The 13,956-nt window shown below is 48.4% G+C and carries 17 protein-coding genes; all 17 read right to left on the bottom strand.

The features are described from left to right. Positions 1 to 128 precede the first annotated feature (128 nt). The 17 genes from FD07_RS09645 to rplT all read right to left on the bottom strand — a co-directional run bounded on the left by FD07_RS09645 (position 129) and on the right by rplT (position 13,945). Positions 129 to 2,588 carry a phosphoketolase family protein gene (locus FD07_RS09645; protein WP_020090085.1) on the bottom strand — a complete coding sequence of 820 codons (2,460 nt, stop codon included), beginning with the start codon at positions 2,586 to 2,588 and terminating at the stop codon, positions 129 to 131. 517 nt (positions 2,589 to 3,105) lie between these two features. Then, positions 3,106 to 3,429 (bottom strand): type II toxin-antitoxin system mRNA interferase toxin, RelE/StbE family, encoded by a 324-nt coding sequence (locus tag FD07_RS09640; protein ID WP_235804796.1) that lies wholly within the window; start codon positions 3,427 to 3,429, stop codon positions 3,106 to 3,108. Further along, complete coding sequence (locus FD07_RS09635; RefSeq protein ID WP_020090087.1) at positions 3,426 to 3,725, bottom strand: type II toxin-antitoxin system RelB/DinJ family antitoxin; 300 nt, start codon at positions 3,723 to 3,725, stop codon at positions 3,426 to 3,428. The genes FD07_RS09640 and FD07_RS09635 overlap by 4 nt, the downstream gene beginning before the upstream one ends. 187 nt (positions 3,726 to 3,912) lie before the next feature. Next, on the bottom strand, positions 3,913 to 4,560 hold the full coding sequence (locus tag FD07_RS09630; protein WP_020090088.1) for a matrixin family metalloprotease: 648 nt from the start codon (positions 4,558 to 4,560) through the stop codon (positions 3,913 to 3,915). 317 nt (positions 4,561 to 4,877) lie between these two features. Further along, positions 4,878 to 5,516 (bottom strand): HAD family hydrolase, encoded by a 639-nt coding sequence (locus tag FD07_RS09625; protein WP_020090089.1) that lies wholly within the window; start codon positions 5,514 to 5,516, stop codon positions 4,878 to 4,880. Between the two features lie 30 nt (positions 5,517 to 5,546). Continuing rightward, a complete protein-coding gene (locus tag FD07_RS09620) occupies positions 5,547 to 6,362 on the bottom strand; it encodes a Cof-type HAD-IIB family hydrolase (protein WP_020090090.1) in 816 nt (271 codons plus the stop codon). A 137-nt stretch (positions 6,363 to 6,499) separates the two neighbouring features. Further along, on the bottom strand, positions 6,500 to 6,691 hold the full coding sequence (gene rpmF / locus FD07_RS09615; RefSeq protein ID WP_020090091.1) for a 50S ribosomal protein L32: 192 nt from the start codon (positions 6,689 to 6,691) through the stop codon (positions 6,500 to 6,502). 67 nt (positions 6,692 to 6,758) lie between these two features. Next, positions 6,759 to 7,313, bottom strand: a complete 555-nt coding sequence (locus FD07_RS09610) for a YceD family protein (protein ID WP_020090092.1) — start codon at positions 7,311 to 7,313, stop codon at positions 6,759 to 6,761. Positions 7,314 to 7,386: 73 nt separating this feature from the next. Next, on the bottom strand, positions 7,387 to 8,535 hold the full coding sequence (locus FD07_RS09605; RefSeq protein ID WP_020090093.1) for a nucleotidyltransferase: 1,149 nt from the start codon (positions 8,533 to 8,535) through the stop codon (positions 7,387 to 7,389). A gap of 2 nt (positions 8,536 to 8,537) precedes the next feature. Further along, the gene (locus FD07_RS09600) at positions 8,538 to 9,281 is read right to left on the bottom strand and encodes a class I SAM-dependent DNA methyltransferase (protein ID WP_020090094.1); all 744 of its coding nucleotides are present in this window, start codon (positions 9,279 to 9,281) and stop codon (positions 8,538 to 8,540) included. After that, entirely contained in the window at positions 9,278 to 9,640 is a 363-nt protein-coding gene (rsfS, locus tag FD07_RS09595) for a ribosome silencing factor (protein WP_020090095.1), read from the bottom strand. Before rsfS ends, FD07_RS09600 begins: the two co-directional genes overlap by 4 nt. A gap of 28 nt (positions 9,641 to 9,668) precedes the next feature. Beyond that, entirely contained in the window at positions 9,669 to 10,271 is a 603-nt protein-coding gene (gene yqeK, locus FD07_RS09590) for a bis(5'-nucleosyl)-tetraphosphatase (symmetrical) YqeK (RefSeq protein ID WP_020090096.1), read from the bottom strand. Beyond that, complete coding sequence (locus tag FD07_RS09585) at positions 10,264 to 10,896, bottom strand: nicotinate-nucleotide adenylyltransferase (protein ID WP_020090097.1); 633 nt, start codon at positions 10,894 to 10,896, stop codon at positions 10,264 to 10,266. The genes yqeK and FD07_RS09585 overlap by 8 nt, the downstream gene beginning before the upstream one ends. A gap of 14 nt (positions 10,897 to 10,910) precedes the next feature. Next, positions 10,911 to 11,234 carry a ribosome assembly RNA-binding protein YhbY gene (gene yhbY, locus FD07_RS09580; RefSeq protein WP_033388970.1) on the bottom strand — a complete coding sequence of 108 codons (324 nt, stop codon included), beginning with the start codon at positions 11,232 to 11,234 and terminating at the stop codon, positions 10,911 to 10,913. Positions 11,235 to 11,238: 4 nt separating this feature from the next. After that, positions 11,239 to 12,381 (bottom strand): ribosome biogenesis GTPase YqeH, encoded by a 1,143-nt coding sequence (gene yqeH, locus FD07_RS09575; protein WP_020090099.1) that lies wholly within the window; start codon positions 12,379 to 12,381, stop codon positions 11,239 to 11,241. Continuing rightward, positions 12,362 to 12,904 carry a YqeG family HAD IIIA-type phosphatase gene (locus FD07_RS09570; RefSeq protein ID WP_020090100.1) on the bottom strand — a complete coding sequence of 181 codons (543 nt, stop codon included), beginning with the start codon at positions 12,902 to 12,904 and terminating at the stop codon, positions 12,362 to 12,364. Before FD07_RS09570 ends, yqeH begins: the two co-directional genes overlap by 20 nt. A gap of 681 nt (positions 12,905 to 13,585) precedes the next feature. Continuing rightward, positions 13,586 to 13,945, bottom strand: coding sequence for a 50S ribosomal protein L20 (rplT, locus tag FD07_RS09565; protein ID WP_020090101.1), 360 nt, complete (start codon positions 13,943 to 13,945; stop codon positions 13,586 to 13,588). Positions 13,946 to 13,956: the final 11 nt, after the last annotated feature.

Raw genomic sequence — 13,956 nt, 5'->3', positions numbered from 1 at the left:
ACGGTCAGTTATTAGGTGCTTACGCCGTTTTCACGTATCGTGACGTTCCCATCGCTACCATCGTTTACAAAAAGAGGATCACCCCCAATTGGGAGTAATCCTCTTTTGAAAAATTCAGATTGAAGAAATTACTTCTTCAATGGGGCCCATTGCCACTTAGTGAATTCTTCGATATCATGACCTTCGTCACGAGTGATCTTCATGTGCTTAGCTAAGATGTCATCCATCTTCTTGTCGAAGTCTGCAGCAGCAGCCTTGTCAACAACACCGTTAGCAACTAACGTGTTAACAGCATCCTTAGCTTGGTGGAACCGGTCTAATTCGGAGTATACACGCATGTCGTAAGCAGTCGTGATATCACCATCTTCACGGTAACCATGAACGTGTAAGCCTAAGTGTTGACGTTCGTAGAAGAATGATTCGATCAAGTCTTCGTAACCGTGGAAGCCAAACAGAACTGGCGTACCAGATTCGCCGAAGAATGACGTGAATTCAGCATCGCTCAATGCACGTTCGTCGTTCAGAGGGCCGTTCTTCTTTTGAAGACGTTCCAATTCAACAACGTTGACGTAACGCATCTTAACAGATGGGAATGCATTGTTAACCAAGCTAAGAGCAGCAAGAGTTTCGATGGTTGGTTCAACACCGGCAGAAGCAAAGACGATATCAGCATCTTCGCCTTCGGCAACAGTGGAAGCCCAGTCGATAGTCTTAAGACCCTTAGTAGCTAATTCTTCAGCTTCGGCAACAGAGAACCATTGTTGACGTGGTTGCTTAGAAGCAACGATATGGTTCAACTTTTGACGGTCAGTGAAGGCCCGGTCAAATACAGCCAAGAGTGAGTTAGCATCTGCTGGCAGGTATTGGCGAATGAAGTCAGACTTCTTTTCGGACAAGTGAGTCAACATACCTGGATCTTGGTGGGTGTAACCGTTATGGTCTTGTTGGAATACAGTTGAAGTTGAAACCAGGTTCAATGATGGGTAATCATTACGCCATGGTTCAGCAGCAGCTTGACGGATCCACTTGAAGTGTTGCGTCGTCATTGAGTCGACAACCCGCAAGAATGATTCGTAAGACGTGAACACACCGGTACGACCAGTTAAGGTGTAACCTTCAAGCCAACCTTCAGCTTGGTGTTCTGATAATTGGGCATCCAAGATACGGCCTTCTGGAGCTTCGTATTGGTCATTTGGTTCCTTGACCTTACTCATCCATTGACGGTTCGTAATCTTGAACATTTCCCAGAGACGGTTAGACATCGTTTCGTCAGGTCCGAAGATCCGGAATGACGTTGGGTTCTTAGTGGCAACGCCAGCAAAGAAGGTTGACAGAACGTTCATATCCATGTTCCGGTTGCCATCTGGCAAGTTCGTCCCACGGTTATCTTCGTTGATGTCGTTAGCGAAGTCTTTCCAGTTAGGTAAGTCAAGCGTTTCAGGCTTTTCGCCACGCGCACGGCCACCGTTAGCAACTGGGTTAGAAGCCATCCGCTTGTCACCCTTAGGTGCAAAGTCGGCAACTTCTGCCTTCAATGAACCATCAGTATTGAATAATTCGGCTGGCTTGTATGAGTTCATCCAGTCTTCAAATTCTGGTAATTCGTCGAAGTTGTTTTGGCTCAAGCCAAGCGGAACTTGGTGAGCACGGAATGAGTTTTCAATTGGTTCGCCGGCTGGGTTCTTTTGTGGACCACCCCAACCCTTTGGTAAGCGTGCAATAACAACAGGCCAAGCGGCAACTTCACCGTCTTCGTACTTGCCGTTTTCACGGGCGTCTTTTTGGATTTGCTTGATGTCAGCGATAGCTTGGTCAAATAACTTAGCAGCTTTTTCGTGGTAAGTCATGTAATCATGGATATCGTCGTTTTCGAGGAAGCGAGGAGACCAACCTAAACCTTCGAAGAACTTGGCGATCTTGTCGTCGCTCATCCGTGAGAAGATAGTAGGGTTGGAAATCTTGAAGCCGTTTACGTCAAGGATAGGTAATACGGCACCATCGTTCTTAGGGTTCAAGAACTTGATGGAGTTCCATGCAGTCATGGCAGGGCCGGTTTCAACTTCACCATCACCAACTACAGTAAATGCAATTTGGTCTGGGTTGTCTAATACGGCACCAGTAGCATGGGACAGAGAGTAACCAAGTTCTCCACCTTCGTGAAGAGAACCAGGTGTTTGTGCAGTCATGTGAGAACCAATCCCACCTGGGAATGAGAACCGCTTGTACAGACGTGCCATACCTTCGAGGTCCTGAGTAATTTCAGGGTAATCTTCAGTGTAGGTACCGTCTAAGTACGCGTTGGTTACCATAACTTGGCCACCATGACCGGGACCACCGATATAGAACATGTTCAAGCCGTACTTGTTGATCAGACGGTTAGCGTGGGCATACAGGAAAGTTTGTCCTGAGATAGTACCCCAGTGTCCGATAGGCTTAACCTTAACGTCGTCTTTTTTGATTGGTGTGTTGGTAACTGAGAACAATGGGTTGTCCTTCAGGAAAATCATACCACCGGAAAGATACGTTGTAGCACGCCACCAGGCGTCAACCTTTTCCAAGTATGACTTGGAATCGTAATCTACTGCCATGAATTTTACACTCCTTCGTTGAATAACATCCTTCTAAACAATTAACAGAAATCATTAGAGGTTAATTTTGTACTTCTTCATCATACTAAATTTTGTCGAAAAGTCAACCTTTTTGTAAATTGATACGGTCCAATTTATGAAAAAGCCGATTCTTCTTCGAAATTTGACTGACCCACCATTCAATCGACCAAGGTCTGTCGGTTCTTCGCCGGTCGGATTTTGCGTCATTTGGCAACTACTTGCAGGCCACAAGTGTTCATAGCCGCGTTAATTACCGGAACCAAGTATACCAGACTTTGAGGATTGTTCGGTTGAGTTTGCTCACGAGAATTAAACCTGATAAAAATGCGAAAATTCGCTGGCAAATATTATTTTTTTCATAACTGGAGCGCCCATCTTCTTATCAGCATCCCCTAACCCAATCTCTCACATCTTATCAGTAATTGATCCATATAACGGACTTGATTCATAAAAAAATAGGTGAGGATTCGTCATCTGAATTCTCACCTATCCACAATTAGTTTTGTAATTTCCCAGATGCAAGTTCTTCATGGTTTGTGATTGTAACCATTCTAATACGTTGCTTCTTATCAATTCTGTAATACACGACCAAAAGATCATCTAGAATATGAAACTCATGATAGTTATACCAAGGTTCTCGTTCTAACTTGTGATCAGCATAATCCTCAGGCAAAGACATTCCAAGTGAAAGCAATCCAATCGCATCAACAATTATTTCTCTGACTTCTTGAGCCTCTGCATTTTCCAGATTGAATAGCTTAGCCATGTTATCCATTCTTTTAATAAATGATTTTTCAAGCCGAATTTCATATACCATCACTGAACCCAACGATTACGTAATTCCTGAACGTTAGCGACCTTTTCGCTTGTATCTTCTAAAAGTCCTAGCTCCTCAGCCTTAGCAATAACCATTGCTTTCTCGACTTCTTCAGGTAATTTTCTTGTCTCAATGCTTTCCTTAGCCGTCACCGGATAGCTAAACCCTTTGTCGTGATTAAACTTTGCAATAAACATCTTTATTGCAGATGAGGTTGTAATTCCAATTGCCTTTGCATTCTGCTCAAATTCATGCTTTTCCTTATCATCCAGTCTAATTCCTATCTGTGAAGTCGCCACAATAATCGCCTCCTATTTGATAGATATTATATCACGATGTGCTCTCAAGAGATTAACAAATGCTTACATATGTTTAGCATATGCTTGTATTATCAATGTTGATATTTGAAAAGGATTATTAAATTATTGCAATCATCTCGCGATTAAAATCGCAGGCTTTCTGCTTAGTTTTTTAATAAGCACAGACTCACCCGTTCTGCGCATACAGCACCCGCAACGTCTTTCGATCGGCGGCCGACAGTCGTTCGTGCCCCTGATCCAACGGATACATGATGGATTGCCGACTTTTACTGTGTTCCAAGCCGATTGCGTGACCCAGCTCATGGATTGCCACTGAAGGGCGAATGCCGGCTTCAGGATGCGCCAAATTTAGGCCAGCTCGTGCCCGATTAATCGTATAGCTCCCCAAGCCCACGTAACGCCGAATCTCGGGGCCACCCTCGCCCAACTCTAGAAAATTAGGCTGCGTCGAAGTTTCCTTATGGTACGTGAAGAATGTAATCCCATTTTGCTTTTGCTGTGGTTTACCAGCAATCAGCTTAACCAGGCCCGTCTTGTTATAGACCGTCACGGCCTCCTCAAATATGGGGCGCACGTTGACCGGCACGCTACCGGCGAAGTGATAGTAATATGTCCTGTGTAGCGGGTGCTCCGCAGCAATCTTCTCAACCGGAGTTCCCGCCTGGTCCTGCCCATCTGGTAGCCGCGTCTCCAACTGATGGACCACACGATTCACACGCATCATTGAAAAACCAAAATTCTGCGGCATCCCCCACCGCACGAGTCCAATCAGTCCGACCAACATGACCACCAGCAGCAACCGTCGTTTCCCCATGCCTTAATTTCTCCTTTGTTTGCGATTCAATTAGTACCAGTTTAGCCGCCTTATACGTAAAACTCTAGAGAAACTTGTAAGCTCGGTCAGAAATAACCGGCTAGCCGGTTAAAATTGACAGCCACAATTATAAGCATCATTATATTTTAATCTTTGATGTTATCGGACTGCGGTTTGATTAGCTAATATTTTGCCTATTAGAATTCAATTACAAGACTCCAAGCTACACCAGCCAAAGCCACCGACTCCTGCGTAACCCACCAAAAGTATGGTAATAAAAAAAGCGTTCAAGCCATTACAGCTTAAACGCCACCCTCTTACAAATTAAGTAATTCCGCCGGCGTATCCAAGAGATACGTCGGTTTTTCAGCTTTAACAGCCATCGGGTCAGCTGCGCCCCACATTGCGCCGGCCGTCGCGACACCCGCGTTGTGGCCCATTCGGATGTCATACTTGGCATCCCCGATCATCACGCTGTGGGCAGCATCTAAATCAAACCGCTGTAACAGGTTGACCACGCCATCCGGTGCCGGCTTGTAGTGTGCCACCATATCGGACCCACTGATGGCCGCAAACGACTGGCCCAGGCCAACCTGATTGAGGTTTCTCTGCAGAGGTACCGAGTTTTTACTGGAGACCACGTACAGACGTTTCCCCCGCTGATTGAGCTCAGCAATGGTGGCCGCCATCCCATCAAACAAGGTAATTCCAGTCGTCTCCGCACGTTGATACTGCTTGCGAAATTCGGTAAACAAGTCTTCCAGCGCGGCATCGTCCAGACTGACCGTCGCCATCTTCGCAAAAGACACCTCAATCGGCACCCCCATGTAGCCGACAATGGCCTCACGTGTGGGCATCGCCAATCCCTTTGCCGTGTATGCCCGCTGCGTCGCCAGCACGGCGACATTGCTAGAATCGGCTAACGTGTTGTCAAAATCAAAGAAAAAGTTGTCCATTACTACCCTCCGCTAGTTCTATGACCCTAACTACATCACCATCAATGCTGATTGAATCGTCGTTAATACACCATCGTGCTCATTATCCACACTAGTCACGCGGGTAGCCGTATCCTGAACGCTAACTGGGGCATTACACATGGCCCAACTTTGCTTGGCAAATTGCAGCAGTGGCACATCATTAGCACCATCGCCAAAAGCCATGATCTCGTCAGCGGTCACATGCCAGCGGTCGGCCAACCACTGTACAGCTGGCAGCTTGCCAACATTGGCAGCAACCACGTCAACCACACCGTAACCACTGTCGTGGGCCTGTAGCTTGCCATCGAAGTAGGCATTCAGGTCAGCCACCAGCTTGGTTGCTTCCCCAGGTGCCGTGGAAATACTTATCTTCTTGATCCGATCTTCGACGGTGCTCAGATCAGCGACCTGATGGAGATTGTCGTAAAATTTCTCGGCGGCATCGATCAATACCTGCGGTGCCCCCGTTTCTGTGTAAGAGCCCTGTTGTCCCACCAGAATAACATAGGCGGACTTCAGAAAGTCCTGATGACGATCAACGGTCACAAAGTGGTGTAAGTCTTCAGCACTCAGACTGCCGTCGAAGACCTGCTTTCCTTGTAAGTAGATGGAGGCCCCGTTCTCGGCTACAATGGCCAGATTATCGGCCATGACGTCGTGAAATAACTTTTCCAAATGAGTAAACTGGTTGCCAGAGGATAGCACCAGCCGAACTCCTCGTTGACCCAAAGCCTGCAGGGTCTCCCGGAACAGAGACTGGTTGAAAGTCTGGTCATTGTGCAGTAGCGTCCCGTTTAAGTCGGTCGCGATTAATTTAATTGCCAAAATTTCACTCCTCAAATTTACGTTAGTGTCGTTATTATACCTTTTTTCACTGACTCTGCGCAAAGCAAACCACCGTTGAATGCGCAAAAAAACTCCCAGAAGCCGCGGACTTCATGGGAGTTTCTTCCTAAATTGAATTAGTTGTTACTTGCAGTCTTCGTTGCAACGACCTGACGGCCATCGTAGAAACCGCAACTTGGGCAAACCATGTGTGACTTACGTAATTCACCACAGTTAGGGCAAGCAGTTAAATTAGGCGTGGTTAACTTGATGTGACCACGACGCATAGCTTTTTTCGTCTTAGACGTTTTCCGTGCTGGTACAGCCAAAGAAAACACCTCCTTCAAATAAAATTATATCCACTAGTGAAAAAATTTTTAAGGCTTACAAAGAGGATTATTGATCATCCTGATCAGGGAAGAAATCCTTTAACTTTGCAAGACGTGGATCAACTGATTGATTTTCCTTCTCAACTGCTTCAAGGTTCTCTTCGGAAACGACTTCCCAATCTTTACCAGTGGGCATCGCTTCGCCTTGTTGTTCAGCGTCAGAAAGAATGTGCATCGGAATCTGTAAAATAATGTTATCCCCGACGGCCTTGTCTAAATCAATCTGGTCATCGGTGACCACCATCACAACATCGGTCTTCTCAAACCGTTGCGTTGCGGTCGGGTCAGAAACATAAAATTCCGTCATTTTGAAACTAACAGGTAAATCGACCGGTGCTAATGACCGGCTTGACGGCACTGTTAAGTCCGCCGTTACCTGTGCGACAATCACAACGTCGCCACCTTCCACAACGGACGCTAAGCCCTTAGCGTGGACGGGACCGACATCTAACACATCGTTACCGTAACGTTCGATTAAGTCCGCCTTTAAATCCAAGGTTTCATCGAACATCAACGGATCGTTTCGGTGATTCTTTCGCAATTCGGTCAACGACCATTTCATCGCAATTCCTCCAATGCAACGTGATAAATTATACCTGTCAAAAAATGTGATGTCAAGGTAATTTCCTTGATAGTCACTCTAAAAGCGTTATTTTTACCGGAATTCGGCCATAATCTTGGGGAATCCCCGTGATTAACGTCCGTAGCGCACCCAGCCGATCATCCAGTTCACCGGGACCGTGCTGCCAATCACGATCAGCCCGACTAATCAGTGGCAGGTTCACCTGCTTCTTGATCTGATGCAGGTACCGCTGTCCCGCTGCTGAATAGCCCAGCACCCGTAGATACTGCGGCTGTGGGTCCATCTCAGCGGGCTTCATCTGCCCCAGCAAGTAAGCCGACTGCCGTTGTAACCGCGTGTAAGTGTAACGCTTGGTCTTCACCGCGTGCATGAATTCCGCAAACGTGGCACTCGGTAGCGCGGCGCGTTTCAGTCGATACTCAACACCCTCGGTGATCTGGTACACTTGCCGCAAATCGGCCACGTCCCCACTCACCAACTGATATCGTAGATTGGGCCAGAAGTCTTCCCAACTGGTCAACTGCGCATCTTTCAGTATTGCGAGGGTCGTTGCCGGCACCACGGCCGCAACCGCGTCCCAGTCACCCGTGAGCGCCGCCGAACGAATCGATGTAGCACTGGCAAAAGCACTGGTCGCCGCAATCGTTTGATCATTATGCTGACTCCCCTTGCGCGCCAACGCTAACAATTCCAACGGATTCCCTTGCCGACGATTTGCCAGCGCATAGAAGAACCCTAGAATATCATTAGCGGCATTCAGGGTAATCCCCGTTTGCTCGCGTAGATAGCCTTGAAACAAGGACGCATAGGTCTGATCAAAACGTTTAAACGTGGCCGGGTCACTGGGCAAATGCGCCATCAATTGGTCATAGTCCATCTCGGGATGCTCACTGCCAAAGACCAGCCAGCGACAGTCCATGGCTGCCAACAGGCTAACCCCACCGCTCGCAAACAGATGTGCCGGTTGGACGGCACTTGCCGTGGGAAGTTCAACCACGAGATCCACGCCACCCGCAATGGCGGCCTGTGCGCGTTGCCACTTGTCCATGAGTGCGGGCTCTCCGCGCTGAACCCAGTTGCCGCTCATCGCCGCAACCACAACGTCGGCCCCAGTCATTTTTCTGGCTTGTGCCACCTGGTAGGCGTGGCCGTTATGAAATGGATTATATTCCGCAATGATGCCCACAGCTTGTAACGCCATGCCTACGCCTCCCGTGTTACCTCGAAGAACCAACGCGTGGTATCTGCCGCAACTTCGGCATTGCCAAAGTCAGCACTGACCCGTTGCACCGTTAACCCAGCGGCCTTCAACGCTGCCTGATAGTCAGGTAACACATACGTCCGCTCATGGTGCAATTCCGTAACCTTATGGTAGTCACCGGTCTCTTCATTCTGCGTAAAGAAGGTCAGATCGTGTTCGGCCGCGTGTTCTTCGTCTTCGATACCATAGCTGGTCCAGATAAAGGCCCGCGTGTCATCGACGTAATTATACATGTAGCCCGGATAAACGTCATCCGTTTGGTGTGGCGTAATCACATCAAACAAGAACTTACCGCCCACCGTTAAGTGGTCGTGGACCTGCCGGAAGGCCGCCGTAACAGCGTCCAGATCCGGTAAATAACAGAAGGAATCCGCAAAACAAGTCACCGTCTGGTATTCCCCGATCATCGTCAGGTCGAGCATGTCACCCGCCATGAGTGGCATAGTCACGTCAGCCTCCTGAGCGTGCTTAGCGGCCAGCGCCAACATTTCCTCAGAGAGATCCAACCCACTAACTTGGTAGCCACGCTGGGCCAATAAGACCCCTAAACGACCACTCCCACAGGCCAGGTCGAGTAACTCGCCGTCTGCGGGACTGACACGTTGGGCGACAAAATCCAGCCACTGGTCGTACATGGCTGGATCGAACAATTCGTCGTAAAGCTCAGCAAAGGACTGATAGATCATGCTTCAGCCTCTACCCACTCGGTCAAATCAACTTCAGGGGCATCGGACCACAGCTTTTCCAAGTTGTAGTGACTCCGTTGTTCCTTCTGGAAGACGTGGACGATCACGTCGCCTAAGTCGATCAAAATCCAGTTGGCACTGTTCTTACCCTCAACGTCCTTGATGGTAACGCCATTGGCACTAACTTGGTCTTCAACCTCGTCAACGATGGCTTGGACCTGTCGACTTGAGTTGGCATCCACAATCAGGAAGTAGTCGGCCATCAGGCTGACCTTCCGCATATCTAAAGCGGTCATATCTTCTGCCCGCTTGCTTTCTGCAGCCTTGACTGCAATTTCTAAGACTTGTTTGCTATCCATGCAATTGCTCCTCTCGAATTTTGGTGCTTTATTTCTGATACCGTGGTACCCAAGCATTGTAAGTTTCTAATGATTTGGGGTACACAGGCAAGCCATTTTCGACCAAATACTGCAGGGTGTGTTGCGCCTGATAGGCCACACCAGCCCCGAGATCTTTAGCCGTAATCTTTCTAGCTTCATCGACGCCTGGAAAGTCCCGTGCGGGTTCCAGGTAGTCGGCCATGTAGACCACTTGTTCCAGTGGCGTCATATAGACGTCCCCAGTCGTGTGGTGTCGCACAGCATTTAAGATATCTTCATCGTAAATGTGTAGCTCACGCTTGATCAACTCCGCACCCACGAGGCCGTGCCAAATGGCATTGCCATAGTTGAGCAAATCGGCATCCAATTGGTAAGCCTTGATTGCGGCAATGAAGTCGGCATCGGGCCGCTGCTTCGCGTAATCGTGAATCAAACCAGCAATGCTGGCCTTCTCCGCGTCAACGTCGTTCTTAGCAGCCAGTTCTAGGGCTGTTTGTTCAACCCGCAAGACGTGTTGGAATCGCTTTGGCCGTAATTGGTCTGAAATCCGGTCAATCAGCTCCTGCCGCGTGCCGGGAAAAATGTTTTCTTTATAAGTTAGCTCAGTCACGGTATAACAGATGCTCCTTTATATAGAGGTCCACCATGGTCGGTACCAAGTAACGGACCGACTGTCCCCGGCGGATTTGATCACGAATCATGGTTGAACTGATGCCAATGCTTGGCACGTCCACCCACAGTACGGGATACGGTGATTCACGAGTGAAGCCTTGGCGGCAGACACCCACGAACTGCACCATTTTAATCAGGTCATTGATGCGGTACCACTTCGGCAAATAAGCCACCATGTCACCACCAATGATAAAATAATACTGATTTTCCGGATGTTGCTGCGTCAGCTGTAACATCGTATCGTAAGAATAACTCTTCCCACCGCGTTGGACCTCGGTGAGCTCCAGATCGAACCGAGGATTATCCTTGATTGCCGCTTTGACCATTGCCACGCGGTCAGCGGCCGGAATCGCCAGCTTCTTATCAACGTGAGGCGGTTCAGCATCGGGCATAAATAAAACCTTATCAAGTCCCAATTGCGTGGCGACTTGATCGGCAATTACCAGGTGACCCAAATGTGGCGGATTAAACGTCCCCCCAAGAATACCAATTCGGCGTTTCTTAGCGGTTGCCGCCATCTGGGTAGCCACCTGCGTACTCGTTTGTTCTGAGATTTTTACCACGACTGCCAGACCTCCTACATATTTTCAACGACTGATGAAATTCTTTGGTTTTCTTCATTCGTTGCGGGACGGTAAAGAACCAGCACCCGACCGATCGTTTGAACGACTTGAATGTCCGTTCCCTGTTCGATAAAGTTCTTGGTTTCTTCAACCGTGGCTTCCGCACTCTGTTGGAGATTGATCTTGATTAATTCGCGATTTTCTAAGGCACCGGTCAATTGTTCCAACCAAGCCGACGTTAAGCCATTCTTACCCACAGAAAATAAGGGGTGCATGGCGTGTGCGTGAGCACGTAAATATCTCTTTTGTTTCCCTCGTAACACGTTGTTTTCCTCCATCTATCTAAATCATTGCGCGCCGGACCAATACGCCGACGCCTGCAGGTGCCCAACCGGTAACATTGACGCCGGCTGGAACGGTGATCCAACCTAAGCCTTCAAAGACCAGGTCGCTCTTCACAGTTGTTTTAAATTCATGTGGAACCAGTGGTGGAAAATCATCCTTATTTTCAGGTTGTGGTGGCGTCAACAGTTGCCCCAATTGGCGCGTGTAGAAGTCATCCGCATTTTCCAGCTTAGTCCGATGAATATATAAGTTGTTTTCAAAGTAAGCAATGAAGCCACTCTTCGGCCCGTTGGTGTAGTCAAACCGCGCAATCCCACCAAAGAACAACGTCTGTTGATCGTTCAACTGGTAAGTCTTGGGTTTGATCTGCTTTTGTGGCGCCACAAGCTTGAGGTCCTTACCATCCAAGAAGTGTGCCATCTGTTGGTTCTGAATGATCCCAGGGGTGTCGACCAAGACGTGGTCATCATCCAAAGGTAATTCAATCTTATCCAATGTCGTGCCAGGGAAACGAGACGTGGTAATCAGGTCCTTGACCCCGGTATTTTGCCGAATAATTTGGTTGATCAACGTGGACTTCCCAACGTTGGTCACCCCAACCACGTAAACGTCCCGATCGCCGCGGTACTTGTTGATCAATTCCAACAATTGGTCCACGGACTGGTTCGTCTTGGCACTCAACAAGGTCACGTCAATTGGCCGCAAGCCTTGTTCGTTGGCCCGTTGCCGAATCCAGTCTTTGAGCTTGCTGCGCTTCAAAGAGCTAGGCAAAAGATCTTCCTTGTTGCCGACCAGTAAGATTGGGTTCTCACCCACGAACCGGTGCAATCCAGGAATCACACTACCGTTGAAATCAAAGATGTCCACAACGTAGACAATCAGCGCGTTGGCGTCTTGAATTTGGGTCAATAAATTCAGAAAGTCGTCATCGGTCAAACCGACGGGCACAATTTCATTGTAGTGCCGCAAGCGGAAGCACCGTTGACAATAGACTTCCTCTTTTTCCATACCCTTTTCTAAAGCCGACTGGGGCGTGTAGCCCGGTGCCGTCTTGTCCGTTGTTTGAATCTCCGCCCCACACCCAATACAGTGCAAAGCTTCACCGTCAACTAAAACGGGTTCAGTGTGTTTTTCGTTCATTAAGATCCTCCTGCCAAGTTAATTCTGGATAGTCATGCCGCAAACGCCACATGACGACCTTTTCCAATAAGCGGTTCCCCTTCGTGACCCAGGCGTCCGATGTCAAAATCGGCTTCACCAGGACACTTCGGACCCCACTACGATGTGCAGACCAAACATCCGTTAAGAGCTGATCACCCACCATAATGGCTTCCTCTCGCCGCAAATTCCAGCGGTGAAGTGCCCGGCGAATTCCCCAAGTCAGAGGTTTCAACGCCCGGTGTACATAAGGTAAGTTAAAAGGTGCAACGGCTCGGTCCACCCGCGCGCGGCTATTGTTGGACACCACAATGACCTGAATGCCGGCCATTTCTAACATCGTTAGCCAATGCCGTAATTCAGGTGTCCCATCAGGGTTGTTCCAAGCAATTAAGGTGTTATCCAGATCGGTCATCACGGCTTTAATCCCGTGAGCTCTTAACTGATCTGGTGTCAAATCGTATATATTTGTAACCATCCACGTTGGCTTGAATGCGGAAACCATGCGGGTGACTGCCCCCCTTCGTCCGTTTGCCGATATCGGCTGTCTAGCATTTCATTATACGCAATTTTCGCAAAATTTGCTACTCGTAACGACTGAGAATGCGAAACGTTTTAACGGAAATTTTGCTGATTTTAAGAACGCCCGTGTGGCGCTTTAAAAATCACGCAACGACTGATTGATTGTTGCTCGTACTGATCGTTGCTGGCGACATTCCGTGGTGCGGGGTTGTCGTCGGCGTGATCAATTATGGTCGTTGGTGGTTTTTGGTGCGTTTGATTAGTAAGTGTCCCGTGAGAGAGGGGCTGCCCTTCGGTGGCTAGTCTCATGTAGAGAGTTAGACTTTCTCACGCCATTATTTCCGGAAACTTGCAGCTTCTGAAACGAGTTCCGCAAGCCAGATTCCTGCGCTTAGAAAAATAAGTGACTCCTGCTGCGAGTGTTTGTAATGGTCAGACGGGTTTGGGCGTTAGACTTTCTCTCACCATTATTTCTGGAAATTTGCGGCCTTTGAAACGAGTTCCGCAAGGCAGGTTTTTCCGCTTAGAAAGCTAAGTCCTCCTGTCCGGCAAAGTCGAACAGAAGACCTTAGCTCCCTAATGCTCAAAGCCTAACCGCCTTGCTCCACTCTCTAACAAAAAAGAACCCCGCAAAATGCGAAGTCCCTCTCTCTCATTAACTGAATTAAGCAGCCAATGCAGTCTTAGCTTGTTCAGCTAAGGCAGTGAATGCAGCAGCATCGTTAACTGCCAAATCAGCTAACATTTTACGGTTAACATCGATGTTGGCTAACTTCAAACCGTGCATCAACTTGCTGTAGCTCAGACCGTTCATCCGTGCTGCGGCGTTGATCCGGGCGATCCAGATCTTACGGAAGTTACGCTTAGTAGCTTTCCGGTCACGGAAGGCGTATTGACGACCCTTCATGACTTGGTCCTTAGCAACCTTAAATAAACGGTGCTTTGAACCACGGTAACCCTTAGCTAACTTTAAAACCTTCTTGCGACGTGCGCGTGTAACAGTACCGCCTTTAACTCGTGGCATAATCTTTTCCT

Source organism: Levilactobacillus parabrevis ATCC 53295 (assembly GCF_001434055.1).
Lineage (GTDB): Bacteria > Bacillota > Bacilli > Lactobacillales > Lactobacillaceae > Levilactobacillus > Levilactobacillus parabrevis.
The sequence above is the reverse complement of the archived record's forward strand: the minus strand, read 5'-3'. Positions and strand labels throughout refer to the sequence as shown.

What these genes read in the sequence shown, in the direction of transcription:
- FD07_RS09645 (WP_020090085.1), bottom strand. Translation starts at nt 2,588, where the DNA reads ATGGCAGTAGATTACGATTCCAAGTCATACTTGGAAAAGGTTGACGCC.
- FD07_RS09630 (WP_020090088.1), bottom strand. Translation starts at nt 4,560, where the DNA reads ATGGGGAAACGACGGTTGCTGCTGGTGGTCATGTTGGTCGGACTGATT.
- FD07_RS09625 (WP_020090089.1), bottom strand. Translation starts at nt 5,516, where the DNA reads ATGGACAACTTTTTCTTTGATTTTGACAACACGTTAGCCGATTCTAGC.
- FD07_RS09610 (WP_020090092.1), bottom strand. Translation starts at nt 7,313, where the DNA reads ATGAAATGGTCGTTGACCGAATTGCGAAAGAATCACCGAAACGATCCG.
- FD07_RS09605 (WP_020090093.1), bottom strand. Translation starts at nt 8,535, where the DNA reads ATGGCGTTACAAGCTGTGGGCATCATTGCGGAATATAATCCATTTCAT.
- FD07_RS09600 (WP_020090094.1), bottom strand. Translation starts at nt 9,281, where the DNA reads ATGATCTATCAGTCCTTTGCTGAGCTTTACGACGAATTGTTCGATCCA.
- rsfS (WP_020090095.1), bottom strand. Translation starts at nt 9,640, where the DNA reads ATGGATAGCAAACAAGTCTTAGAAATTGCAGTCAAGGCTGCAGAAAGC.
- yhbY (WP_033388970.1), bottom strand. Translation starts at nt 11,234, where the DNA reads ATGGAGGAAAACAACGTGTTACGAGGGAAACAAAAGAGATATTTACGT.
- yqeH (WP_020090099.1), bottom strand. Translation starts at nt 12,381, where the DNA reads ATGAACGAAAAACACACTGAACCCGTTTTAGTTGACGGTGAAGCTTTG.
- FD07_RS09570 (WP_020090100.1), bottom strand. Translation starts at nt 12,904, where the DNA reads ATGGTTTCCGCATTCAAGCCAACGTGGATGGTTACAAATATATACGAT.
- rplT (WP_020090101.1), bottom strand. Translation starts at nt 13,945, where the DNA reads ATGCCACGAGTTAAAGGCGGTACTGTTACACGCGCACGTCGCAAGAAG.